General features: G+C 65.4%; 33 protein-coding genes and 1 pseudogene. 2 read left to right on the forward strand and 32 right to left on the reverse strand.

Annotated elements, in window-relative coordinates:
* The first annotated feature begins 1 nt into the window (after position 1).
* Together DR039_RS02645 and DR039_RS02650 are read left to right on the forward strand one after the other, a co-directional pair.
* Complete coding sequence (locus tag DR039_RS02645) at positions 2–700, forward strand: DUF998 domain-containing protein (protein ID WP_111835825.1); 699 nt, start codon at positions 2–4, stop codon at positions 698–700.
* A gap of 2 nt (positions 701–702) precedes the next feature.
* Positions 703–1,611: an alpha/beta hydrolase gene (locus tag DR039_RS02650; RefSeq protein WP_111835826.1), complete on the forward strand. Its 909-nt coding sequence runs from the start codon at positions 703–705 to the stop codon at positions 1,609–1,611.
* 65 nt (positions 1,612–1,676) lie between these two features.
* Here the strand turns inward: DR039_RS02650 and rplQ are convergent, their stop codons facing one another.
* From rplQ to rpsJ, 32 genes and pseudogenes are all read right to left on the reverse strand, one after another.
* Entirely contained in the window at positions 1,677–2,465 is a 789-nt protein-coding gene (gene rplQ, locus DR039_RS02655) for a 50S ribosomal protein L17, sunset domain variant (RefSeq protein WP_111835827.1), read from the reverse strand.
* Between the two features lie 31 nt (positions 2,466–2,496).
* Positions 2,497–3,495 (reverse strand): DNA-directed RNA polymerase subunit alpha, encoded by a 999-nt coding sequence (locus DR039_RS02660; protein WP_111835828.1) that lies wholly within the window; start codon positions 3,493–3,495, stop codon positions 2,497–2,499.
* Between the two features lie 177 nt (positions 3,496–3,672).
* Positions 3,673–4,074, reverse strand: coding sequence for a 30S ribosomal protein S11 (gene rpsK / locus DR039_RS02665; protein ID WP_111835829.1), 402 nt, complete (start codon positions 4,072–4,074; stop codon positions 3,673–3,675).
* Positions 4,075–4,140: 66 nt separating this feature from the next.
* Complete coding sequence (rpsM, locus tag DR039_RS02670; RefSeq protein WP_111835830.1) at positions 4,141–4,515, reverse strand: 30S ribosomal protein S13; 375 nt, start codon at positions 4,513–4,515, stop codon at positions 4,141–4,143.
* Between the two features lie 161 nt (positions 4,516–4,676).
* The gene (gene rpmJ, locus DR039_RS02675; protein WP_111835831.1) at positions 4,677–4,790 is read right to left on the reverse strand and encodes a 50S ribosomal protein L36; all 114 of its coding nucleotides are present in this window, start codon (positions 4,788–4,790) and stop codon (positions 4,677–4,679) included.
* Between the two features lie 34 nt (positions 4,791–4,824).
* Positions 4,825–5,046 (reverse strand): translation initiation factor IF-1, encoded by a 222-nt coding sequence (gene infA, locus DR039_RS02680; RefSeq protein ID WP_111835832.1) that lies wholly within the window; start codon positions 5,044–5,046, stop codon positions 4,825–4,827.
* A 184-nt stretch (positions 5,047–5,230) separates the two neighbouring features.
* Positions 5,231–6,160: a signal peptidase I gene (locus tag DR039_RS02685; RefSeq protein ID WP_170166912.1), complete on the reverse strand. Its 930-nt coding sequence runs from the start codon at positions 6,158–6,160 to the stop codon at positions 5,231–5,233.
* Positions 6,161–6,378: 218 nt separating this feature from the next.
* Entirely contained in the window at positions 6,379–7,029 is a 651-nt protein-coding gene (locus tag DR039_RS02690; RefSeq protein WP_111835834.1) for an alternate-type signal peptide domain-containing protein, read from the reverse strand.
* Positions 7,030–7,225: 196 nt separating this feature from the next.
* Positions 7,226–8,104 carry a type I methionyl aminopeptidase gene (map, locus tag DR039_RS02695; protein WP_111835835.1) on the reverse strand — a complete coding sequence of 293 codons (879 nt, stop codon included), beginning with the start codon at positions 8,102–8,104 and terminating at the stop codon, positions 7,226–7,228.
* A gap of 129 nt (positions 8,105–8,233) precedes the next feature.
* Positions 8,234–8,818, reverse strand: coding sequence for an adenylate kinase (locus DR039_RS02700; protein ID WP_197719031.1), 585 nt, complete (start codon positions 8,816–8,818; stop codon positions 8,234–8,236).
* Entirely contained in the window at positions 8,815–10,116 is a 1,302-nt protein-coding gene (gene secY / locus DR039_RS02705) for a preprotein translocase subunit SecY (RefSeq protein ID WP_111835836.1), read from the reverse strand. The genes DR039_RS02700 and secY overlap by 4 nt, the downstream gene beginning before the upstream one ends.
* Before the next feature lie 293 nt (positions 10,117–10,409).
* Positions 10,410–10,882: pseudogene (rplO, locus tag DR039_RS02710) on the reverse strand (50S ribosomal protein L15).
* Between the two features lies 1 nt (position 10,883).
* Complete coding sequence (rpmD, locus tag DR039_RS02715) at positions 10,884–11,078, reverse strand: 50S ribosomal protein L30 (RefSeq protein ID WP_111835837.1); 195 nt, start codon at positions 11,076–11,078, stop codon at positions 10,884–10,886.
* On the reverse strand, positions 11,078–11,782 hold the full coding sequence (gene rpsE, locus DR039_RS02720) for a 30S ribosomal protein S5 (RefSeq protein WP_111835838.1): 705 nt from the start codon (positions 11,780–11,782) through the stop codon (positions 11,078–11,080). Before rpsE ends, rpmD begins: the two co-directional genes overlap by 1 nt.
* A gap of 34 nt (positions 11,783–11,816) precedes the next feature.
* Positions 11,817–12,191: a 50S ribosomal protein L18 gene (rplR, locus tag DR039_RS02725; RefSeq protein ID WP_111836022.1), complete on the reverse strand. Its 375-nt coding sequence runs from the start codon at positions 12,189–12,191 to the stop codon at positions 11,817–11,819.
* Between the two features lie 2 nt (positions 12,192–12,193).
* A complete protein-coding gene (rplF, locus tag DR039_RS02730; RefSeq protein ID WP_111835839.1) occupies positions 12,194–12,733 on the reverse strand; it encodes a 50S ribosomal protein L6 in 540 nt (179 codons plus the stop codon).
* A 21-nt stretch (positions 12,734–12,754) separates the two neighbouring features.
* Complete coding sequence (gene rpsH, locus DR039_RS02735; protein WP_111835840.1) at positions 12,755–13,153, reverse strand: 30S ribosomal protein S8; 399 nt, start codon at positions 13,151–13,153, stop codon at positions 12,755–12,757.
* 58 nt (positions 13,154–13,211) lie between these two features.
* Positions 13,212–13,397: a type Z 30S ribosomal protein S14 gene (locus DR039_RS02740; RefSeq protein ID WP_111835841.1), complete on the reverse strand. Its 186-nt coding sequence runs from the start codon at positions 13,395–13,397 to the stop codon at positions 13,212–13,214.
* Position 13,398: 1 nt separating this feature from the next.
* Complete coding sequence (rplE, locus tag DR039_RS02745; protein ID WP_111835842.1) at positions 13,399–13,956, reverse strand: 50S ribosomal protein L5; 558 nt, start codon at positions 13,954–13,956, stop codon at positions 13,399–13,401.
* A 2-nt stretch (positions 13,957–13,958) separates the two neighbouring features.
* Positions 13,959–14,303 (reverse strand): 50S ribosomal protein L24, encoded by a 345-nt coding sequence (gene rplX, locus DR039_RS02750; RefSeq protein WP_111835843.1) that lies wholly within the window; start codon positions 14,301–14,303, stop codon positions 13,959–13,961.
* Between the two features lie 2 nt (positions 14,304–14,305).
* Positions 14,306–14,674, reverse strand: coding sequence for a 50S ribosomal protein L14 (gene rplN / locus DR039_RS02755; protein WP_005987242.1), 369 nt, complete (start codon positions 14,672–14,674; stop codon positions 14,306–14,308).
* A 415-nt stretch (positions 14,675–15,089) separates the two neighbouring features.
* On the reverse strand, positions 15,090–15,380 hold the full coding sequence (gene rpsQ, locus DR039_RS02760; RefSeq protein ID WP_111835844.1) for a 30S ribosomal protein S17: 291 nt from the start codon (positions 15,378–15,380) through the stop codon (positions 15,090–15,092).
* Positions 15,377–15,622, reverse strand: a complete 246-nt coding sequence (gene rpmC, locus DR039_RS02765; RefSeq protein ID WP_111835845.1) for a 50S ribosomal protein L29 — start codon at positions 15,620–15,622, stop codon at positions 15,377–15,379. The genes rpsQ and rpmC overlap by 4 nt, the downstream gene beginning before the upstream one ends.
* On the reverse strand, positions 15,622–16,041 hold the full coding sequence (gene rplP / locus DR039_RS02770; RefSeq protein WP_111835846.1) for a 50S ribosomal protein L16: 420 nt from the start codon (positions 16,039–16,041) through the stop codon (positions 15,622–15,624). The genes rpmC and rplP overlap by 1 nt, the downstream gene beginning before the upstream one ends.
* 5 nt (positions 16,042–16,046) lie before the next feature.
* Positions 16,047–16,859 (reverse strand): 30S ribosomal protein S3, encoded by an 813-nt coding sequence (gene rpsC / locus DR039_RS02775; protein WP_111835847.1) that lies wholly within the window; start codon positions 16,857–16,859, stop codon positions 16,047–16,049.
* Complete coding sequence (gene rplV, locus DR039_RS02780; RefSeq protein WP_111835848.1) at positions 16,859–17,236, reverse strand: 50S ribosomal protein L22; 378 nt, start codon at positions 17,234–17,236, stop codon at positions 16,859–16,861. Before rplV ends, rpsC begins: the two co-directional genes overlap by 1 nt.
* 31 nt (positions 17,237–17,267) lie before the next feature.
* The gene (rpsS, locus tag DR039_RS02785; protein ID WP_006548387.1) at positions 17,268–17,546 is read right to left on the reverse strand and encodes a 30S ribosomal protein S19; all 279 of its coding nucleotides are present in this window, start codon (positions 17,544–17,546) and stop codon (positions 17,268–17,270) included.
* Positions 17,547–17,558: 12 nt separating this feature from the next.
* A complete protein-coding gene (gene rplB / locus DR039_RS02790) occupies positions 17,559–18,395 on the reverse strand; it encodes a 50S ribosomal protein L2 (RefSeq protein WP_111835849.1) in 837 nt (278 codons plus the stop codon).
* Between the two features lie 18 nt (positions 18,396–18,413).
* On the reverse strand, positions 18,414–18,716 hold the full coding sequence (gene rplW, locus DR039_RS02795; protein WP_111835850.1) for a 50S ribosomal protein L23: 303 nt from the start codon (positions 18,714–18,716) through the stop codon (positions 18,414–18,416).
* Complete coding sequence (gene rplD, locus DR039_RS02800; RefSeq protein WP_111835851.1) at positions 18,713–19,360, reverse strand: 50S ribosomal protein L4; 648 nt, start codon at positions 19,358–19,360, stop codon at positions 18,713–18,715. The genes rplW and rplD overlap by 4 nt, the downstream gene beginning before the upstream one ends.
* Before the next feature lie 4 nt (positions 19,361–19,364).
* The gene (gene rplC / locus DR039_RS02805; RefSeq protein ID WP_111835852.1) at positions 19,365–20,033 is read right to left on the reverse strand and encodes a 50S ribosomal protein L3; all 669 of its coding nucleotides are present in this window, start codon (positions 20,031–20,033) and stop codon (positions 19,365–19,367) included.
* Between the two features lie 11 nt (positions 20,034–20,044).
* On the reverse strand, positions 20,045–20,353 hold the full coding sequence (rpsJ, locus tag DR039_RS02810) for a 30S ribosomal protein S10 (RefSeq protein ID WP_006946210.1): 309 nt from the start codon (positions 20,351–20,353) through the stop codon (positions 20,045–20,047).
* Positions 20,354–20,875: the final 522 nt, after the last annotated feature.

Consider the following 20,875-nt stretch of genomic DNA (forward strand, 5'->3'; position numbering starts at 1 on the left):
CATGCGGACAGTGGCGCCAGAGGATTTGGCGGTTGGCAAGGACCCCGCAACTAGGCCAGTTCCGCCGATCTCGGTGACCTATCGGCGTCTGCTCATAGCACTGGTGTTGGTGCCCTACAACGCCTGGCTGCTGGGCCCCTGGCTGTGGGTGGGGCGGATGCGCCCGGGCTACCTGTCGGAACTGGCTGCCCAGGATCAGCCCTGGCAGTGGCTATTCCGGGGTGGGGACATGTTGGCTGGTGCTCTCCTGATTGCGGTGGCGGTGCTGGGGCGACGTCGTTGGCGGTGCTGGCTGAGCCGTTGGGCACCTGGGCTGGTCATCGGAAGCATTTTGGCTGGCGGTGCCACCTTCCTGGACGCCATTTTGAATCTGCCTTGCTCGCTAGCGGCAAGCGCCAGCTGCCAGAAGTCGGCGACCCTAGCCACCCGGCTCCATGAGGTCTCCTCGGTTCTGGCGGGCGCCGGTTTTATAACCATGCTCGCTGCGGTTTTCTTGGGGCTGCGGCTTACACAGGGCTGGACCCGAACTACCCGCTTGGCTGCGGCGGCAACGGCCTTAGTGGTGGTTGCCGATGTGCTGGTGGTGCTGTTTGAGTTTCTACTCCCAGGTGCCCAGCTGTGGCCGCAGATCTGTGCAACCCTGGTTTACGACGCGCTTTTCGTGGTGATAATTACTCGCCTGGGTCCCTGCAAGGAGTAGCTATGAACAGCGAGCCAGCTGCCGACGATAGCCGCTTTGGCGGCCTGCGGTTGCTTACCACCGGCCCTGCAGGTGGCGCGCCGGCACGCATGCTCGTGGTGCTTCTACCCGGGGCGGCGCTGCCCGCAGAGTTCTGGCAGGAGGTGCCTGCGCTGCTGCCTCAAGACCTGGTGGTGGCAGTGGACCGCAGGGCCCAGGAGACGGCCAGTTCTGCAAAGGTGCCGCTGCTACGCGAGCAGACTCAGGAGCTGATTGACGCCCTCGATTCCTTGCGAGCCCAGCCTGAGGCCGCTGGTCTGCCGCTGCTCCTGGTCGCCCACTCGATGGCAGCCTTTGCAGCTGAGGCGGTGATTCGGCTGCGGCCCGAGCTCGTTGCCGGCCTGGTTTTGGTGGACCCCTCACTGGCGGTGGCCCTAAAGCTGCCACGCCCGATGGCGGCCTGCCGCCTGCCCGGCACTGGGGTACCGCTGTTGGCCGCCGCCTGCCAGAGCGCCACCCGGACCCTGCTGCGCCTCTCGCCTGTCCGGCAGGCGGTATCTGGCTTGCTGCTAACGGCGGTGCGCCACGAGCTACGGCGTCCTGAGGCGCTTGACCAGGAGACTTGGGAGCAGGCCTGGGTGCCGCCAACTGCCCTGGCTGCCCGGGCGGCTGAGTTCTTCGCATACTCGGGGCAGCTGGATGAATTGATTGCCCTCAGGCAAAGCGATGTTGCAGCAGTTGCGGTGCCTACCATCCTGTTGGAGGCAGCCCCGGCGGCCAGTGCGGCGGAGGTGCGGCACACCTACCATGCCTTCTCCAACCTGCGAATCCGCCATGTGCGCAGTGCCGGCCACTTGGTGGCCTTGGATGCCCCAGGTGTGGTTGCCCGGGCCATCGACGACCTTGGGCGGGTGCTAAACGGTCTGCGTTAAGGCCGTCTGAGCTGACTCCCCTGGTGGAGAGTCAGCCCAGACGGTTTAGCTGAGTAGGCTCAGTTTCAGTTGGCTACCTGCTGCGCGGCGGCACCACCGGCAGGCACGAAGCCAGCGGCCTCGGCGTCCTCAACGGTGGCGAACCAAACCTCAGCAATGGTGGCCTCGTACCAGCGCGATCCAGGCACGTGGTACTTCATGGAGTCCTCGTTGCCCTTGATCTGGTGGTCGGCGTCAGGTGCAGCTGCGGTGCCCTCGGCAACGCGCACGGCGCCCTGATACTCCTTGACCTCAGCCGGGGCAGCCAGGGCGGCAATCTGGCTGTCAGCCTTCTCAGTCTTGTCGGCGGTCTTGTCAGCCTTGTCGGCGGTCTTGGCAGCCTTGTCAGCCTTCTCGGCGTCCTTAGCGGCCTTCTTCTCCGCAGCCTTCTCGGTGGCCTTGGCGGCAGCCTTCTTGGCGGTGGCGACGGCGTCGTCCACGATCTCCTTCTTGGCAACCGGTTCCAGCACCAGGGAGATCACGGCCATGGGGGCGTTGTCGCCCTTGCGAGGAGCCGTCTTAATGATGCGGGTGTAACCGCCCTCGCGGCCCTCAAGCTTGGGGGCAATCACCTCGAAGAGGCGGTAAACGGCCTCTTTGTCCGTGATCTTACGGAGCACGGTGCGGCGGGCGTGCAGATCGCCCCGCTTGCCCTTGGAGATGAGCTTCTCGGCATAGGGGCGCAGGCGGCGAGCCCGAGCCTCCGTCGTCGTGATGGACTCGTGCAGGAAAAGCTGACGAGCCAGGTTGGCGAGCAGGTGGCGCTCGTGCTGGGCGGAGCCGCCCAGGCGGGGACCCTTAGTGGGACGAGGCATTGTTGTCTCCTTGGTTTATGCGAGGCGGCGCTCAGGCCTGCTCGTCGCTGAAGGTGGGGTTTGCGTAGGCGTCATCCGCGATGTAGTCGATCGGTGAGCCCTTAAGGGAAAGTCCCAGGGTTGCCAGCTTCTCCTTGATCTCGGAGATGGACTTGGCGCCGAAGTTACGGATGTCAAGCAGGTCAGCCTCGCTGCGGGCCACCAACTCGCCTACGGTGTGGATGCCCTCGCGCTTGAGGGCGTTGGAGGAGCGGGCCTGCAGGTCCAGCTCGTCGATCATGAGGGCCAGGTCCTGCTGCAGGGCCTGGTCCATCGGGGAGGGGCCAACCTCAATGCCTTCTGCCTCCACATTGAGCTCCCGGGCCAAGCCGAAGAGCTCAACCAGGGTCTTACCGGCGGAGGCGAGGGCGTCACGCGGGGTCATGGAGGACTTGGTCTCCACGTCCACGACCAGGCGGTCGAAGTCGGTGCGCTGCTCCACACGGGTGGCCTCTACGGCGTAGGAAACCTTCTTAACCGGGGAGTAGATGGAGTCAACTGGGATCCGGGAGATCTCCGCGTTGGGGTCCTTGTTCTGGCTGGCGGAAACGTAGCCGCGGCCACGCTCCACAGTCAGCTCGATCTCCAGCTTGCCCTTCTCGTTGAGGGTGGCGATGACCAGCTCGGGGTTGTAGATCTCCACGCCGGCGGGCGGGGTGATGTCACCAGCAGTCACGACGGCGGGGCCGGACTTGCGCAGGTACATGACCACGGGCTCGTCATTCTCCGAGGAGAGGACGATCTCCTTGATGTTCAGGATGATCTGGGTGACGTCTTCCTTCACGCCCGCGATGGTGCGGAACTCGTGGGGCACGCCGTCGATCCGAATGGAGGTGACGGCGGCGCCGGGAATCGAGGACAGCAGTGTGCGGCGCAGGGAGTTGCCCAGGGTGTAGCCGAAGCCGGGCTCCAGGGGCTCGATGATGAACCGTGAGCGACGGTCCTCCTCGACGACCTCCTCGGTGAGCGTGGGTCGCTGTGCAATCAGCACTCGGGTTTCCTTTCGTCTCGGCGCCCGCTATATGACGCCGGTCCAGGTTGGCCGCCCCGACCCCGCCGTAATGCGGGTGGCGGCCCGGCGGGCTCCCGGTGGGAGGCGCCGGTGCAGTATCTGTCCCGACGGCGTAGCTCGGCGCGGGGCCGGGCTACGCCGTCGAGGCTGGGTCGTTCAGACGTGGCGACGCTTGGTGGGGCGGCAGCCGTTGTGCGCCTGGGGGGTGACGTCCGTGATGGAGCCGACCTCAAGGCCTGCGGCCTGGAGGGAGCGGATCGCGGTTTCACGGCCTGGGCCGGGGCCCTTGACGAATACGTCAACCTTCTTCATGCCGTGCTCCTGGGCGCGGCGGGCGGCAGCCTCAGCCGCGAGCTGGGCGGCGTAGGGGGTGGACTTGCGGGAGCCCTTGAAGCCGACCTGGCCAGAGGAGGCCCAGGAGATTACGGCGCCATTCGGGTCCGTGAGGGACACGATGGTGTTGTTGAAGGTGGACTTGATGTAGGCGTGGCCGTGGGTGACGTTCTTCCGGTCCTTGCGACGCGGCTTGCGCACGGCGGTGCGAGTCTTGGGAGGCATTTTTCCTTCTTGTGGTGAGGTCGTCGGTCCGTGCCGGGGCTAGGTGCCCGGCGCCTGGATTACTGCTTACTTGGCCTTCTTCTTGCCGGCCACGGTGCGCTTGGGGCCCTTGCGGGTGCGCGCATTGGTCTTGGTGCGCTGGCCGTGCACCGGCAGGTGGCGGCGGTGGCGCAGGCCCTGGTAGCAGCCGATCTCAACCTTGCGGCGGATGTCAGCCTGAACCTCACGGCGGAGGTCACCCTCGACCTGGTAGTTGGCGTCGATGTGGGTGCGGAGCTTGACCAGCTCGTCCTCGGTGAGGTCCTTGACGCGGGTGTCAGGGTTGACGCCCGTTGCCTTGAGGGTCTCGTCCGCGCGGGTGCGGCCGATACCAAAAATGTAGGTGAGTGCGATCTCGACCCGCTTCTCACGGGGGAGGTCGACACCGGAAATACGTGCCACGGTGGTGGTTCTCCTGTGTGCTCCCGGAGGTCGTCACCCACTCCCTCCGCCTTATTTTTAGACGGCCCCGGCCTCCGAGAACCGGGGGTTGTGAGCGCGGGGCTCACTGGGGTGGATGCTTGAGTTGTGGCCACTGGCTAGGTGGCCTGCAGGCTCGGGGTTCAGCCCTGGCGCTGCTTGTGCCGCGGGTTCGTGCAGATGACCATGACGCGGTTGTGGCGACGAATCACCTTGCAGCTGTCACAGATCTTCTTGACGCTCGGCTTGACCTTCATGATGTTCCTCCACCAGCCCTGTGGGACTGGCTTGTCACTTGTACCGATAGACGATGCGACCGCGGGTGAGGTCGTAGGGGCTGAGCTCCACAACCACGCGGTCCTCAGGCAGGATACGGATGTAGTGCTGCCGCATCTTTCCGGAGATATGCGCGAGCACTACGTGCCCGTTGCTCAGCTCCACCCGGAACATCGCGTTGGGGAGGGCCTCGACGACCGATCCTTCGACCTCGATGACGCCGTCCTTTTTGGCCATGTTCCTTCTCGGTACTTTCTCGCTCGAGTTTCCCGGCGACGACGCCGCCGGGGGATCGTCCACCTGCCCCGCCACTCCCCCGGCTGGTCAGTGACCAGCGCGCAGGCGCGCCGAAGCAAGGACAGACGTCCGGCTGCTAACTCTATGCCAGGGCTTGGCTGCACCACCATCTGCACTGGGGCGCTCAGGCGGTGGTTCCTGCCACACTGCGCTGCTCCCGACGCCGTAGTCGCCGTCGTTCCACCAGGATTCCGGCGCCCTCCCACAGGGCGTATAGGCCTAGTCCCCCAGCTGCAACCGTGCGCCAAGCGGCCTTCGCAGAGGGGTCCAAAAACACCAACACACGCCCTAAAAAGGGCAGGTGGTAACGCAGGATTCCGCGAATCTGCTTGGGTTTAATCCACCCGGGGTCTGGTGCTCCATTGGCATCGCCCTGGATGCGGTAGTTGGAGGTGCCGTCCTCAGCAGCCTGAAGACCCACGATGCGGTGAGTGATCAGCACATCCGAGCCTGCTTCAGGTAGATAGGTAACCACCGTGCCAAGCGGTAGGTGACTGGCCTCTTCCAAACTCACTGACCGCACCGCGATTAGGGAACCCGGGGGGATACCGGGACTCATGGAGCCGGTCAGGACGGTCAAAGGCACCCAGCCCATGAAGGCAGGCACCAGGGAGACTGCGCCGATCACCGCGATCACCGTCAGCCCCAGCAGGATTTCAATCGTGGAGACAAGCAGCGCCAGCGGTCCCGTGGGTTTAGGTCGGGGTAGCCGACGGCGGGGTTCGGGCCGCCCCGGCAGTGGCACCACCTTTCGCCACTGTGGTCCCTCAGTGGCGTGGGTGGCCAGGCTGCGCGGGGCAGGAGCACTGGACGCAGCCGCCTTGCCGGGCGCTGGCGCGGGGCGGAGGGAAGTGGCAGTGCCGTGCAGCGCGTCTCTGTGCACTGGCGCCTCGTGCCTGCGGTTGGCGCGCGTGACCTGGTAACGCCGAGGGGAACCTACCCCACTCCACCTGGCAGCACTGCGCAATCGCTGCTTTGGTGCACTTTCGGACAACCTAGGACCGGACCAGTAATAGGGCAGGAGGTTCTCCTCATCACCTGCTGATGCAGGCATGGGCACCTCCTTGTGATTGCGGCATGGGCCTGTCCGCCTGTGGCTCACGGCCCAGCATGGAAGATACCTGGAACTGCACCAACCCCAGAATGGCATCTGCTTTGACGCAGGTGCCGCGCCGCAATTCAGCCTGCCGGGGCTACAGACGAGCCTCGGGCCGACGCTCACAGGAGCGTCGGCCCGAGGGACTTAGATCAGTCGTTGTTCAAAGGAATGGCTCAGGGCGCGGGGATCGGCGCGCCGGGGCGGTCGTGCTGCTCGAGCACCAGCTTGATGTCGCCCAAGGGGATAGCCCGGTTCTGCTCACCATCGGAGGGCTTGTGCCAGCCTTCACCATGAGTCGGACCGGTGGGCAGGTTCTCCGGCAGGGCGGAACCAGAGTTCTCACCGCCGACCTCGTCCTTGCCGCCCTTGTGGTAAACGAAGGTGGCCTTGACGGTGCACTCCTTGCCGTTCTGCGCCTCGGTCAGGAAGGATAGGTTGGCGCCGTCAGCGCAGTCGGTCTCGTAGCTGGCGGTCAGGCCCTTGGGCAGAGTGCCAGCGGAGTTCTGCGCAGCAAAGGTGGCCACCAGGTTCTTACCGACGATCTCCACCTTGACGTGCTTGGTCAGGGTCACGACGTCACCCGGAACCAGCTTGTCCTTGGCGGGGTCGAAGGTGGCCGAAGGCTCAGCGTCGGTGCCCTCGGTCTGGGTGTTGATGAGCCAGACGTCAGGCTTGTCTGAGTCCAGGATGCGCAGGCTACCGGTGTTAACCGTGCCGGTGGTGACCGGCTTCTCGTCGTACCAGCGAGCGAAGGTAGCGCCAGAGCCAGCCAGGAGCGCCAGAGCGGCGCCACCGGCGATCAGAGCGCGGGAAGTGCGGGACATAGGTTGCCTCCTTGCGACCTTATGATGGGAATGGGGTGCGAACGATCATAGCCGTTCACTGGGGTAAACCTACCGCGCAAGCGATCCGAGACACAAGCTGAGCCGGTCCTTGATCGACCACAAAAGCCGCAAACTTGTCTGGCCGCTACAGCCCGGTTAGCCCGACAGGACCCAGGCCCTAGCCCCACCGCAGCACTCAGCAGGGCTTGGGCTCAATGCCATAGGGCGCTAAACCCTCCACCCCGCCGTCTGGAGCGGTGAGCACCCACACTCCCCCGGGCACAATCGCCACCGTGTGTTCCCACTGAGCCGCGCGCGACCCATCGGCAGTTACTACCGTCCAACCATCGGGAAGCTCCCGCACTTTCCCACTGCCAGCCGTAAGCATAGGCTCCACTGCCAGCACCATGCCCGGGCGCAGTTTGGGACCCTTGCGCTTGACGGAGTAGTTGAGCACGTCGGGCGGCATATGCATGGCGGTGCCAATGCCGTGCCCCACGTAGTCCTCCAGGATTCCCAGCTCCACGCCTTCCTCCTGAGCCACCTGTTCCACCCGCGCTTCTACGGCGTCGCCCACCGCATTCAGGCAGGCAGCACGCCCCTTGGCCTCCCCGCTGACGGCGCGGGCAATCGCCGCGATTGCATCCCACAGGGCGGCCCGGGTGGCAGTGTCTAAAATCCGGTCCGAATTGTTGGCGTACTGCCCACCCACCACAGTGGTGAAGGCGGCGTCACCATGCCACTGCGTGCCATCCGGGTCGGTTAGGTAGGCGCCGCAGTCAAAGGTGACCAGGTCGCCCTTTTGGAGCACTCGGGGGCCGGGGATGCCGTGCACCACCTCATCGTTGACGGAAATGCAGACGGTGGCTGGGTAGTCGTAGTAGCCCAGGAAGTTGGAGCGAGCGCCCGCGGCCTCAATGGTGGCGGCGCTGACGGCGTCGAGCTCAGCGGTGGTCACTCCGGCGGCCACGGCCTCGCGCAGGGCTTTGTGAATGTCGGCGACGACGAGCCCAGCTTTGCGCATCTTGCGCACCTGCTCCGGCGTCTTGATCTGAATCTGCTCGCGTCCCAGCACAGTTTTTCCTTCAGGGTTGGTCTTATTGGACAGGTACTCCTCAGGGCGCTCAGCTAATGCCTGCCGGAGGATTCGTAGTAACAACGACGACGGGCCGCCCGCCATGCGAACGACCCGCCATCAGTGTGCTCAGGCGCTTACCCCAGCCTTTGCCAGGGCCTTCATAATGCGCTCAGTGACCTGGTCGATCTCGCCCATGCCATCCACGCGCACCAGCAGTCCTTTGGCTTCGTAGAGGGCAGCCAGCGGCTCGGTCTGCTCAGCGTAGACCTCTAGGCGGCGGCGGATGACGGGCTCGGTGTCATCGGCCCGGTTCTGCTCGGTGGCCCGTTTGAGGAGGCGCTCCACCACGGCTTCAGGGTCCGCGGTGATCTCCAGAACCACGTCCAGAGCTTGACCGGCATCCGCGAGCATCTGGTCCAGCTCGTGAACCTGGGCCTCGGTGCGCGGGTAGCCGTCCAGCAGGAAGCCCGCCGCGGCGTCGTCCTGGGCGATGCGGTCCTTGACCATGGCGTTGGTGACGGCGTCCGGGACGTATTCGCCCTTGTCCATATAGGCCTTGGCCTGCACGCCCAGCGGGGTGGCACCGGCGACGTTGGCGCGGAAGATGTCTCCGGTGGAGATCGCGGGAATGCTTAGACGCTCTGAGATACGGGCGGCCTGGGTGCCCTTGCCAGCCCCGGGAGGGCCGAGTAGAACCATGCGTGCGGTCATGAGAGGAATCCTTCGTAGTGGCGCTGCTGCAGCTGGGAGTTGATCTCCTTAACGGTCTGCAAACCAACGCCAACCATAATCAAGATCGTGGTTCCACCAAAGGGCAGCGCCTGCGACAGGCCCAGCCAGATGACGGCCAGGGTCGGGATCATGGCCAGGATCACCAGGTACAGCGAGCCGGCGGTTGTCACGCGGTTGATGACGTAGCTGAGGTAGCGGACGGTGGGCTCTCCGGCGCGGATACCTGGGATGAAGCCCCCGTACTTCTTCATATTGTCTGCGATCTCCTCCGGGTTGAAGGTGATGGCGGTGTAGAAGAAGGCGAAGAACAGGATCAGAACCGCGTAGGCCACCAGGTAGACCGTGTCTGTCTGCCGCAGATTGTTGGCGATCCAGTTGGTCCAGCTGTGGTTGCCGTCCACGAACTGCGTGATCAGCTGTGGCATGGCCAGGATGGAGGAGGCGAAGATGACGGGGATAACGCCGGCGGTGTTGATCTTGATCGGGATGTAGGTGGTGGAGCCGCCGTACTGGCGGCGCCCGATCATCCGCTTGGCGTACTGCACCGGGATGCGGCGAGTGGCTTGCTCCACGTAGACGACGGCGAGTGTGGCTACCAGCACCACGGCTACAACGATCAGGAACTTGGAGATGCCGCCGTTGCCTCCGGCGATGGAGATCATATTGGCGGGGAACTGGGCGATGATCGAAGTGAAGATCAGCAGGGACATGCCGTTGCCGATGCCGTGCTCGGTGATGATCTCTCCCAGCCACATGATCAGGCCGGTGCCTGCGGTCATAGTGATGATCATCAGGATCATGGTCATCGGGGTGGCGTTGGGGACCACGGGCACCTTACAGGCGCCAAACAGGGCGTTGGGGCCGGTGCTGGTGGCGGTGGCCACGATGGTGGAGGACTGCAGCAAGCCCAGGGCGATGGTCAGGTAGCGCGTGTACTCGGTTAGTTTGGCGTTACCGGCCTGCCCCTCCTTGTGCAGCTCCTCAAAGCGGGGGATCACCACGCGCAGCAGCTGGATGATGATGGAGGCGGTGATGTAGGGCATGATGCCCAGCGCAAAAACGCTCAGCTGGAGCAGCGCACCACCGGAGAAAATATTGATGAGGTTGACCAGCCCAGAATCTTCAGCCTGGCCTATGCAGGTCTTGACGTTCTTCAGGGAGACGCCCGGGGTGGGGACGACTGAGCCGAGGCGGAACAACGCCATGATGCTAAGGGTGAAGAGGAGCTTCTTCCTCAGGTCGGGCGTTTTGAACGCCTGCACAAAAGCGCTGAGCACTCGGACTCCTGTGGTCTGCTGTTGGGCTGTACTGCCGACCGCATGCGGTGTTTTGCGCATGCTTGCGGCAGTCGGGAAAAGGCGCACGTCACGCCGCCGCTACCCTACCCCGACTGTGCCGTATTGATGAACTCGCGAGGCTCCAAGCAGATCACATAACGACGACGTCGCCGCTGCTGGCCAAGCTGTTTGAAGACACGAAACCGCGCGAGCGATGCGGGGTTACCGCACCGCTCGCGCGGTTTTGCAGGTTTAGACGGTCGAGACGCCGTCTACCGGACGTGAGCCAAGGCTCAACGAGCGGTGATGGAGCCTCCGGCGGCCTCGATCTTCTCCTTGGCGGAGCCAGACCAAGCGTCGGCGACGATCTCCAGCTTGACCTTCACGTCACCGGTGCCGAGCACCTTGACGAGCTGGCCACCGCGCACGGCGCCCTTCTCGACTAGGTCCTCAACGGTGACCTTGCCGCCCTTGGGGAAGAGCTCGGCGATGCGGCCAACGTTCACCGGCTGGAACTCAACCCGGTTGGGGTTGCGGAAGCCACGCAGCTTGGGCAGGCGCATGTGCAGCGGCATCTGGCCGCCCTCAAAACCTGCCTTCACCTGGTAGCGGGCCTTGGTGCCCTTGGTACCGCGGCCGGCGGTCTTACCCTTGGAAGCCTCACCGCGACCCACGCGGGTCTTGGCCTTCTTAGCTCCCGGGCGGGACGCAGGTGGTGGAGCTTGACGACGCGGGTCGTCTCCTCCGTCTTCTTGGTGTCAGCCATCTCAGGCCTCCTCAACGGTCACGAGGTGCGCCACCGTGCGGATCTGCCCCTGGAGGGTGGGCGAGTCCTCGCGGACGACGGACTGGCGGATCTTGCGCAGGCCGAGAGTCTTGAGGGTTTCGCGCTGGTTGTGGGTGCCCCCGATGCCAGAACGAACCTGCGTGACCTTCAGCTGCTTGGGCTTGGACTCAGCCATCACTCACCCACTCCTTCGGCGGCCAGCTCGGCCTCCTTCTTCTCGGCGGCTGCGCGCTTCTCAGCCTCGCCCTCGGCACGCGCCCGCAGCAGAGCCTGCGGGGCGATGTCCTCAAGCGGCAGGCCACGACGGGCGGCAACAGCCTCGGGCTGCTCAAGCTGCTTGAGCGCGGCAATCGTGGCGTGCACGATGTTGATCGCGTTCGAGGAGCCGAGCGACTTGGACAGGATGTCGTGGATACCGGCGGCGTCCATGACGGCGCGCACCGGACCACCGGCGATAACCCCAGTACCCGGGGAGGCCGGGCGCAGGAGGACGACTCCGGCGGAGTCCTCACCCTGGATGACGTGGGGGATGGTGCGGCGGATCATCGGCACGTGGAAGAAGTTCTTCTTCGCGAACTCCACGGCTTTGGCGATCGCGGCGGGAACCTCCTTCGCCTTGCCGTAGCCGACACCCACGGTGCCTTCGCCGTCACCGACGACGACCAGCGCCGTGAAGGTGAAGCGGCGACCACCCTTGACCACCTTCGAGACGCGGTTAATGGTGACTACGCGCTCGATGTACTGGTCGGACTTTTCGCGAGCGTTGTTGCGGTCGCGACGGTCATTGTTGCGGTCGCGACGGCCGCGGCCCTCGCCCCGCTCGTTGCTGGTGGCCGAGTCGGTGGACGACGCGGACCTGTTTCGCTGCTCAGCAGCCATCAGATTCTCCTCTGTTCTCTCGTCGTCTCAGGGCTCACAGAGCGAGCCCGCCCTCACGGGCGCCCTCAGCCACAGCCGCTACACGACCGTGGTACTTGTTGCCACCGCGGTCGAAGACGACCGCCTCAATGCCCAGCGCCTTGGCGCGCTCGGCGATCAGCTCGCCGACCTTGTGCGCCGCGCCCACCTTGTGGCCCTCTACGCCCTTGGCCGCAGCCTCCAGGGTGGAGGCAGCGCACAGGGTGTGGCCCACGGTGTCGTCGATAACCTGCGCCACCATGTGACGGTTGGAGCGGAAGACAACCAGGCGGGGACGCTCGGGCGTGCCGTTGACGTGCTTGCGCACGCGCTGGTGACGGATCTTGCGGGCAATCGCCTTGGACTTGCCCCTCTTGATCGAGTAAGCCATGGTCACTTACCAGCCTTTCCGACCTTGCGGCGCACGTTCTCGCCGGAGTAGCGCACACCCTTGCCCTTATAGGGCTCCGGCGGGCGGATCTTGCGGATATTCGCAGCGACCTCGCCGACCTGCTCCTTGGAGATGCCAGAGACATCGATCTTCAGGTTGCCGTCGACCTTGAGGGTGATGCCCTCAGGAGCCTCAACGACCACGGTGTGCGAGAAGCCGAGGGACAGCTCAACGCCGGTGCCCTTCTGCTGTGCGCGGTAACCGGTGCCGACGATCTCTAGGCGCTTGGTGTAGCCCTCGGTGACGCCCACAACCATGTTGTTGATCAGGGTGCGGGACAGGCCGTGCAGAGAGCGCGAGTTGCGCTCGTCGTCGGGCCGAGTCACGAGGATGGAGCCGTCCTCCTGGCGGGTGACGGACAGGGGCTCAGAAATCGTGCGCTTGAGGGTGCCCTTGGGGCCCTTCACGGTCACGTCGTTGCCCTCAATGGTGACGTCCACTCCGGCGGGAACCGGAACGGGAAGCCGTCCAATACGAGACATGGTGTTCCTCCGTTCCTTATCTCACCAGACGTAGGCGAGGACTTCGCCGCCCACGCCTTTGGATTCAGCCTGCTTGTCGGTCAGGAGGCCGGAGGACGTGGACAGGATCGCCACGCCCAGGCCGCCGAGGACCTTAGGCAGGTTGGTGGACTTGGCGTAGACGCGCAGACCAGGCTTGGAGATCCGCTGTACGCCCTGGATGGCGCGGCGGCGGTTCGAGCCGTACTTGAGGGTCAGGGTGAGCGTCTTGCCGACCTCCGCGTCCGTCACGTCGAAGTCCGCGATGTAGCCCTCGGTCTTCAGCATCTTGGCGATGTTGACCTTGAGCTTGCTCGACGGCATCGAGACGGTGTCGTGGTAGGCCTGGTTTGCGTTACGCAGACGGGTCAGCATGTCTGCGATGGGGTCTGTCATAGTCATGAGTGGGCCTCAGCCCTTCCTCGTCGTGGTTTCCTCAACGGACCTGCGACGTAGTTCCTTACCAGCTGCTCTTCGAGATGCCGGGGAGCTCGCCACGGAGGGCCATCTCCCGCAGGCAGATACGGCACAGGCCGAACTTGCGGTACACCGAGTGCGGCCGGCCGCAACGCTGGCAGCGCGTGTAGGCCCGTACGCCGAACTTCGGCTTGCGGTTGGCCTTCTGGATCAGAGAGGTCTTCGCCATGTCACTTCTCCTTGAAGGGGAAGCCGAGCTGCTTGAGCAGCGAGCGAGCCTCCTCGTCGGTCTTGGCCGTGGTCACCACGGTGATGTCCATACCGCGGACGCGGTCAATCGAGTCGACGTCGATCTCGTGGAACACGGACTGCTCCGTGAGACCGAAGGTGTAGTTGCCGTTGCCGTCGAACTGCTTCGGGGACAGGCCGCGGAAGTCGCGGATGCGCGGAAGCGAGATCGAGATGAGGCGGTCCAGGAACTCCCACATGCGTGCACCGCGGAGGGTGACGTGGGCGCCGATGGGCTGTCCCTCACGCAGCTTGAACTGGGCGATGGACTTGCGGGCCTTGGTGATCTGCGGCTTCTGGCCGGTGATCGCAGCCAGGTCGCGGACGGCGCCCTCAATCATCTTGGAGTCGTGCGCGGCTTCGCCGACGCCCATGTTGACCACAACTTTGACGATGCGGCCGACCTCCATGACGTTGCTGTGCCCGAACTCCTTGCCCAGCGCGGGGGCAATGGTGTCCTGGTACTTGGCCTTGAGGCGGGGGGTGGTGTTCTCAGTCATGGTCACAGGTCCTCCCCGGACTTCTTGGCGTAACGCACGCGGACGGTGCGCTTGCGGCCGTTGGGGCGCTGGCCCTCCTCGACGCGGAAGCCCACGCGGGTGCGCTTCTTGGTCTTGGGGTCAACGGGCATGACGTTGGAGGCGTGGATCGGGGCCTCTACGGTCTCGATGCCGCCGGTGCGAGCGCCCTGAGCGGACTGGCCAACCTTGGTGTGCTTGGTGACGCGCTGGACGCCCTCAACCACGACGCGGTCGGAGTCCGTGAGGACTTCGAGGACACGGCCGGTCTTGCCCTTGTCCTTGCCCGCGATGACGATCACCTGGTCGCCCTTCTTGATGCGTGCCATGGTCAGATCACCTCCGGGGCGAGTGAGACGATGCGCATGAACTTCTTTTCGCGAAGCTCACGGCCGACGGGACCGAAGATGCGCGTGCCGCGCGGCTCGCCGTCGTTCTTGAGGATGACGGCGGCGTTCTCGTCGAAGCGGATGTACGAGCCATCGGGACGACGGCGCTCCTTGCGAGTGCGCACGACGACCGCCTTGACGACGTCGCCCTTCTTGACGTTGCCGCCAGGGATGGCGTCTTTGACGGTAGCGACGATCGTGTCGCCGATACCCGCATAGCGCCGACCAGAGCCACCGAGCACACGGATGCAAAGGATCTCCTTGGCACCGGTGTTGTCGGCGACCTTAAGTCGCGACTCCTGCTGGATCATTGAGTGTTCTCCTGTCGTCGAGCCGGTTCTCGGGCGTGCCGAGCCTGGCCGAACGTTCCTTCTGAAGTCACGCACCCCAAGCAGCCACAGGGCTGAGAGGGTCCCGGTCACTCCCACCAGACACAGGCACGCATGCGTGCGAGGTCTCTGACGGGCGCACTCCGGGTGCGCGCAACTCTCATAGCCTAGTGCAGGCCGCCAGCCCCGAGAACCGCGGTATCCCGCTCCGGCCTGTGCCTTTGCTCACCGGTTTTCAAGTCACGACGACGGCGTCGGCTAGCTCAGCTAAGCGTTACGGCCCTGCTCAGCCAGGCACCACGGCTAGCCCAGCGCAAACACTGATGCCGCAGCCAACCCCAAGGGGCGGCTGCGGCATCAGCATTCCGGGTCTAAACCCGGTCAGGACCAGTTCAGGTCACTTGGCCTTCTCGATGATGGTGACCAGGCGCCAGCGCTTGGTGGCACTGAGCGGGCGGGTCTCCATAATCTCGACCAGGTCGCCGACGTGGGCGGTCTCCGCCTCGTCGTGGACCTTGACCTTCTTGGAACGGCGCAGCACCTTGCCGTAGAGGGAGTGCTTGTAGCGCTCCTCGATCTCCACGACGATGGTCTTCTGCATCTTGTCGGACACGACGTAGCCGCGGCGGACCTTGCGCTGGGGGCGCTCAGTCTCGGCGACGACGTCCTGGGTGCTCTTCTCGCTCACTTGGACTCCTCCGTGCTCGGAGCGGTACGGATGCCGAGCTCACGCTCGCGCACGATCGTGTAAATCCGGGCGATGTCACGACGCACGGCCTTGAGGCGGCCGTGGTCCTCCAGCTGGCCCGTGGCTGCGGCGAACCGCAGGTTGAACAGCTCGGACTTAGCCTTGGAGAGCTCCTCAGCGAGGCGCTCGTTGTCCATGGCGTCCAGGTCGGTTGGGGTCAGATCCTTAGAACCGATAGCCATCAGACGTCACCACCCTCACGAGTTACGAAACGGGTCTTCATCGGAAGCTTGTGCATGGCGCGACGCATGGCCTCACGGGCCAGGGCCTCGTCCACGCCGCCCAGCTCGAACAGGATGCGTCCGGGCTTGACGTTGGCGATCCACCACTCGGGGGCACCCTTACCGGAACCCATACGGGTTTCGGCGGGCTTCTTGGTGAGCGGGCGGTCCGGGAAGATGTTGATCCAGACCTTTCCGCCACGCTTGATGTGGCGGGTCATGGCGATACGGGCCGCCTCGATCTGCCGGTTGGTGATGTACGCGGGCTCAAGAGCCTGGATGGCGTAGTCACCGAAGGCGATCTGGTTGCCGCCCTTGGACAGGCCCGAACGGTGCGGGCGGTGCTGCTTGCGGAACTTCGTCCGGCGGGGGATGAGCATGGGGCTCAGGCCTCCGATCCTTGGGAAGCGGCAGCGTTCTCGGCGGCCGGCGTCTGCTCGGCCTGCTGCTCGTTGCTCTGACGCGCCGGGCGCTCACCGCGGCGGGCGCCACCACGGCGGTCGCTACGGCCGCCACGGCCACGCTGGCCGGCCTCGGCCTGCTGGCGAGCGAACTCGCGCTCGGTCAGGTCGCCCTTGTAGATCCACACCTTGACGCCGAGACGTCCGAAGGTGGTCTTGGCCTCGTAGAAGCCGTAGTCGATATTCGCCCGCAGGGTGTGCAGCGGCACGCGGCCCTCACGGTAGAACTCGGAGCGGCTCATCTCAGCGCCGCCCAGGCGGCCGGAGCACTGCACCCGGATGCCCTTGGCGCCAGCGCGGATGGCGGACTGCATGCCCTTGCGCATGGCGCGCCGGAAGGACACACGGGAGGCGAGCTGCTCGGCGATGCCCTGGGCTACCAGCTGGGCGTCCATCTCCGGGTTCTTGACCTCAAGGATGTTCAGCTGGACCTGCTTGCCGGTGAGCTTTTCCAGGGAGCCACGCAGGCGCTCGGCCTCGGCGCCACGGCGCCCGATGACGATGCCCGGGCGGGCCGTGTGGAGGTCCACGCGGACGCGGTCACGGGTGCGCTCGATGTCTACCTTGGAGATACCGGCCCGCTCCATGCCGTCCTCCATGAGACGGCGGATCTGGACGTCCTCCTTGACGAAGTCGCGGTAACGCTGACCGGGCTTCGTGGAGTCCGCGAACCAGCGCGAGCGGTGGTCCGTGGTGATGCCCAGGCGGAACCCGGTCGGGTTGACCTTCTGCCCCATTACCGGGCTCCTTCCTTCTTCTTGGTGTCGGCCTTCTCACCGACGATTACGGTGATGTGGCTGGTCCGCTTGAGGATCCGGCCAGCGCGCCCCTGGGCACGCGGACGGAAACGCTTGAGGGTGGGGCCCTCGTCAGCGAACGCGGTCACGATGTACAGCTCGTTCTCGTCGAAACGCTCGCCAGCCTTCTCCGCCTTTACACGGGCGTTAGCAATAGCGGACTCGACGACCTTGCGCACCGGCACGGCAGCAGCCTGCGGGGCGAAACGGAGGACGTTGACAGCCTCAACCGCGCGCTTGCCGCGGACGACGTCGATCACTCGACGCGCCTTCATCGGCGTGCAGCGCACGAACTTGGCCTGCGCCTTGGCTTCCATTCTTCTTTGCCTCTCTTAACTTCCGACGGCGTCAGCGACGCGACTTGCGGTCGTCCTTGACGTGCCCGCGGAAGGTGCGGGTCGGGGCGAACTCGCCGAGCTTGTGGCCCACCATGGACTCGGTGACGAAGACCGGGACGTGCTTACGACCGTCGTGGACGGCGAAGGTGTGTCCGAGGAAGTCCGGCGTGATAACCGAACGACGGGACCAGGTCTTGATGACGTTCTTGGTGCCCTTCTCGTTCTGGGCGTCCACCTTCTTCATGAGGTGGTCGTCGACGAAGGGACCCTTCTTCAGACTGCGCGGCATATCAGGCTCCTATCAGCGCTTCTTGCCGGTCCGACGACGACGCACGATGAGGCGGTCGCTGGACTTGTTCGGACGACGGGTACGGCCCTCGGGCTTGCCCCACGGAGAGACGGGGTGGCGACCACCGGAGGTGCGGCCCTCACCACCACCGTGCGGGTGGTCAACCGGGTTCATGACGACACCGCGGACGGTCGGGCGGACGCCCTTCCAGCGCATGCGGCCAGCCTTACCCCAGTTGATGTTGGACTGCTCGGCGTTGCCGACCTCGCCGACGGTCGCCCGGCAGGCGGCCTCGACGTTGCGGATCTCGCCGGAGGGCATGCGCAGCTGCGCGTACTTGCCCTCCTTGGCCACCAGCTGCACCGAGGTTCCGGCGGAGCGGGCGATCTTGGCGCCGCCACCGGGGCGCAGCTCGACGGCGTGCACGACGGTACCGGTGGGGATGTTGCGCAGCGGCAGGTTGTTGCCGGGCTTGATGTCGGCCTTGGGGCCGGACTCCACTACGTCACCCTGGCCGAGCTTGTTCGGCGCGATGATGTAGCGCTTCTCGCCGTCGGCGTAGTGCAGCAGTGCGATGCGGGCGGTGCGGTTGGGGTCGTACTCGATGTGAGCGACCTTGGCGGGCACGCCGTCCTTGTCGTGGCGACGGAAGTCGATCACACGGTAGGCACGCTTGTGACCGCCGCCCTTGTGGCGGGTGGTGACGCGGCCGCTGTTGTTGCGGCCACCGGACTTGCTCAGCGGACGGACGAGGGACTTCTCGGGCTCGCTGCGCGTGATCTCGACGAAGTCGGCCACGGAGGAGCCGCGGCGACCCGGCGTCGTCGGCTTGTACTTACGGATTCCCATCTCGATCTACCTTCCGCGTCACTCGGCGTCGCCGAAGATGTCGATGGAGCCTTCGCGCAGCGTGACAATCGCGCGCTTGGTGTCCTTCGACTTCCCCAGTCCGGTCCGGGTGCGACGCACCTTGCCCTGGCGGTTGGAGGTGTTCACCGAGGCGACCTTGACGTCAAAGATGGCCTCAATGGCCTGCTTGATCTCGGTCTTGTTGGTTCCCGGCGCGACAATGAACGTGTACTGGCCACGGTCCATGCAGGCGTAGGACTTCTCGGAGACCACCGGCGCGACGATTACGTCGCGGGGGTTCTTGCTCTTCTCAAGGCTCACTTGGACTCCTCCTCCTCGCGCTTGCCCAGGAAGTTGTCCAGGGCCTCGGCGGTGAAGATGACGTCATCGCTGAGGAGGACGTCGTAGGTGTTGAGCTGGTCGGCCCAGGTCACAAGGACGTCAGGCAGGTTGCGCAGGCTCAGGGCGCTCAGCAGGTCCTCGCGGTCTACGACCACCAGGGCTTTGCGCTCAGTGAGGTTGCGCAGGGCGGACAGGGCCGACTTGGTGGAGGGCTTGTCCTGGGTGAGGAACTCCGTGATGACGTGGACGCGGGCGTTGCGGGCGCGGTCCGACAGGGCGCTGCGCAGGGCGGCGGCCTTCATCTTCTTGGGAGTGCGCTGGGTGTAGTCGCGCGGCTGGGGGCCGTGCACCGTGCCACCGCCAGCGAACTGGGGGGCGCGGGTGGAGCCCTGGCGGGCGCGGCCGGTTCCCTTCTGGCGGTAGGGCTTCTTGCCACCGCCGCGGACCATGCCGCGGGTCTTGGTGGCGTGGGTGCCCTGGCGGGCCGCGGCGAGCTGGGCCACGACGACCTGGTGCATCAGCGGGATGTTGGTGGGAACGTCAAAGATCTCGGCGGGAAGCTCGGCGGTGCCGGTCTTCTTGCCCTTGGAGTCGACGACGTCGACGGTCAGTGCCTCGGACATGGGCTCAGGCTCCCTTCACGGCAGTGCGGACGACGACCACAGAGCCCTTGGGGCCGGGGATGGCACCGTTGACGAGGAGGTAGCCCTTCTCGGCGTCGACGCCACGGACCTTGAGGTTCTGGACCGTGCGCTGGACGTGACCCATGTGGCCAGCCATGCGCAGGCCCTTGAAGATGCGTCCGGGGGTGGCGCAGGCGCCGACGGAGCCGGGCTTGCGGTGGTTGCGGTGGGCACCGTGGGAGGCGGAGACGCCGGCGAAGCCGTGACGCTTCATAACGCCCGCGAAGCCCTTGCCCTTGGTGGTGCCGGTGACGTCGACCAGCTGGCCGGTCTCAAAGACGTCGGCGCCGAGTTCCTGGCCGGCCTCGTACTCGCCGGTGAGGGAGGTGCGAACCTCCGCGACGTGGCGGCGGGGGGCGGCACCGGACTTGGCGAAGTGGCCCTTGAGGGGCTTGGTGAGCTTGCGCTCGTCGATCTCGCCGTAGGCCAGCTGGAGGGCCTCGTAGCCATCGGTCTCGATGGTGCGGATCTGGGTGATGACGTTCTTGTCGACGCGGACAACGGTGACGGGGCGCAGGACCCCGTTCTCGTCCCAGACCTGCGTCATGCCGAGCTTGGTGCCAAGCAGCGCCTTGGTGGGCGCGGCGGGCGCCGGCGTGGTGTGCGTAGTCATGTCGTGGAACCTCAGAGCTTGATCTCGATGTTGACGTCGGCGGGCAGGTCGAGACGCATGAGCGAGTCGACGGCCTTCGGCGTCGGGTCAACGATGTCAATCAGCCGCTTGTGGGTGCGCATCTCAAAGTGCTCGCGGCTGTCCTTGTACTTGTGGGGCGACCGGATGACGCAGAACACGTTCTTCTCGGTCGGCAGCGGCACCGGACCCACGACCGTCGCACCGGCGCGAGTGACCGTGTCAACGATCTTGCGCGCGGAGGAGTCAATGACCTCGTGGTCGTAGGACTTGAGCCGGATGCGGATCTTCTGTCCCGCCATGGCGCCTAACCTCTCTTACTTTCGATGACCGGTCCACGCGCTCGGGCGTGTCGCGAGAGGCGACGTACTCAAGCTCCGCTGTGAAGGTGGATGTGGCCGGTCCGGACACACGGAAACCCGGCGGTAACCGGGTCCGTCAGACTGGTTCCCAGGACGACCCCGGGAGGTGGCTTCGGCGGACTGCTCCGCTTCGGCCAGCCAACGGTATCAGCGGGGGGCGGTGGGGTGTTAGCCGCAAAGCTGTGAGACCGCCCACCCGACACCCGCGCTCGGGCGTGTCGCGTGTGTCTGCTCGGGGGGTGCCGCTCGCGCCTGGGCGTGTCGCGCCTGCCTGCCTGGGGCCCGCCCGCGCTCGGGCATGTTGCGCATACCTGCCTGGGGCCCGCCTGCCAGCCGCGCTCCCCTTAGAGCCTCACAGCAGCCCCACACGACAAGTCCCCCACAGAGTTCGGACAACCTTCCCCCGTTCGGACAACCTTCTGCCGTTCGGACAACCCACGACCGCGCGAAAGGTTGTCCAAA

The organism is Actinomyces bovis (assembly GCF_900444995.1).
GTDB lineage: Bacteria > Actinomycetota > Actinomycetes > Actinomycetales > Actinomycetaceae > Actinomyces > Actinomyces bovis.

What these genes read in the sequence shown, in the direction of transcription:
- rplE (WP_111835842.1), bottom strand. Translation starts at nt 13,956, where the DNA reads ATGACTGAGAACACCACCCCCCGCCTCAAGGCCAAGTACCAGGACACC.
- DR039_RS02685 (WP_170166912.1), bottom strand. Translation starts at nt 6,160, where the DNA reads ATGCCTGCATCAGCAGGTGATGAGGAGAACCTCCTGCCCTATTACTGG.
- rplQ (WP_111835827.1), bottom strand. Translation starts at nt 2,465, where the DNA reads ATGCCTCGTCCCACTAAGGGTCCCCGCCTGGGCGGCTCCGCCCAGCAC.
- rpmC (WP_111835845.1), bottom strand. Translation starts at nt 15,622, where the DNA reads ATGGCTATCGGTTCTAAGGATCTGACCCCAACCGACCTGGACGCCATG.
- rpsS (WP_006548387.1), bottom strand. Translation starts at nt 17,546, where the DNA reads ATGCCGCGCAGTCTGAAGAAGGGTCCCTTCGTCGACGACCACCTCATG.
- rplD (WP_111835851.1), bottom strand. Translation starts at nt 19,360, where the DNA reads ATGTCCGAGGCACTGACCGTCGACGTCGTCGACTCCAAGGGCAAGAAG.
- rpsK (WP_111835829.1), bottom strand. Translation starts at nt 4,074, where the DNA reads ATGCCTCCCAAGACTCGCACCGCCGTGCGCAAGCCGCGTCGCAAGGAC.
- rplR (WP_111836022.1), bottom strand. Translation starts at nt 12,191, where the DNA reads ATGGCTTACTCGATCAAGAGGGGCAAGTCCAAGGCGATTGCCCGCAAG.
- rpmJ (WP_111835831.1), bottom strand. Translation starts at nt 4,790, where the DNA reads ATGAAGGTCAAGCCGAGCGTCAAGAAGATCTGTGACAGCTGCAAGGTG.
- rpsJ (WP_006946210.1), bottom strand. Translation starts at nt 20,353, where the DNA reads ATGGCGGGACAGAAGATCCGCATCCGGCTCAAGTCCTACGACCACGAG.
- rpsC (WP_111835847.1), bottom strand. Translation starts at nt 16,859, where the DNA reads ATGGGGCAGAAGGTCAACCCGACCGGGTTCCGCCTGGGCATCACCACG.
- DR039_RS02740 (WP_111835841.1), bottom strand. Translation starts at nt 13,397, where the DNA reads ATGGCGAAGACCTCTCTGATCCAGAAGGCCAACCGCAAGCCGAAGTTC.
- infA (WP_111835832.1), bottom strand. Translation starts at nt 5,046, where the DNA reads ATGGCCAAAAAGGACGGCGTCATCGAGGTCGAAGGATCGGTCGTCGAG.
- rpsH (WP_111835840.1), bottom strand. Translation starts at nt 13,153, where the DNA reads ATGACTATGACAGACCCCATCGCAGACATGCTGACCCGTCTGCGTAAC.
- rplB (WP_111835849.1), bottom strand. Translation starts at nt 18,395, where the DNA reads ATGGGAATCCGTAAGTACAAGCCGACGACGCCGGGTCGCCGCGGCTCC.
- rplF (WP_111835839.1), bottom strand. Translation starts at nt 12,733, where the DNA reads ATGTCTCGTATTGGACGGCTTCCCGTTCCGGTTCCCGCCGGAGTGGAC.
- rplP (WP_111835846.1), bottom strand. Translation starts at nt 16,041, where the DNA reads ATGCTCATCCCCCGCCGGACGAAGTTCCGCAAGCAGCACCGCCCGCAC.
- rplN (WP_005987242.1), bottom strand. Translation starts at nt 14,674, where the DNA reads ATGATCCAGCAGGAGTCGCGACTTAAGGTCGCCGACAACACCGGTGCC.
- DR039_RS02690 (WP_111835834.1), bottom strand. Translation starts at nt 7,029, where the DNA reads ATGTCCCGCACTTCCCGCGCTCTGATCGCCGGTGGCGCCGCTCTGGCG.
- DR039_RS02700 (WP_197719031.1), bottom strand. Translation starts at nt 8,818, where the DNA reads ATGACCGCACGCATGGTTCTACTCGGCCCTCCCGGGGCTGGCAAGGGC.
- rpsE (WP_111835838.1), bottom strand. Translation starts at nt 11,782, where the DNA reads ATGGCTGCTGAGCAGCGAAACAGGTCCGCGTCGTCCACCGACTCGGCC.
- rplC (WP_111835852.1), bottom strand. Translation starts at nt 20,033, where the DNA reads ATGACTACGCACACCACGCCGGCGCCCGCCGCGCCCACCAAGGCGCTG.
- rpmD (WP_111835837.1), bottom strand. Translation starts at nt 11,078, where the DNA reads ATGGCTGAGTCCAAGCCCAAGCAGCTGAAGGTCACGCAGGTTCGTTCT.
- rplX (WP_111835843.1), bottom strand. Translation starts at nt 14,303, where the DNA reads ATGGCACGCATCAAGAAGGGCGACCAGGTGATCGTCATCGCGGGCAAG.
- rplV (WP_111835848.1), bottom strand. Translation starts at nt 17,236, where the DNA reads ATGGAAGCCAAGGCGCAGGCCAAGTTCGTGCGCTGCACGCCGATGAAG.
- DR039_RS02645 (WP_111835825.1), top strand. Translation starts at nt 2, where the DNA reads ATGCGGACAGTGGCGCCAGAGGATTTGGCGGTTGGCAAGGACCCCGCA.
- DR039_RS02650 (WP_111835826.1), top strand. Translation starts at nt 703, where the DNA reads ATGAACAGCGAGCCAGCTGCCGACGATAGCCGCTTTGGCGGCCTGCGG.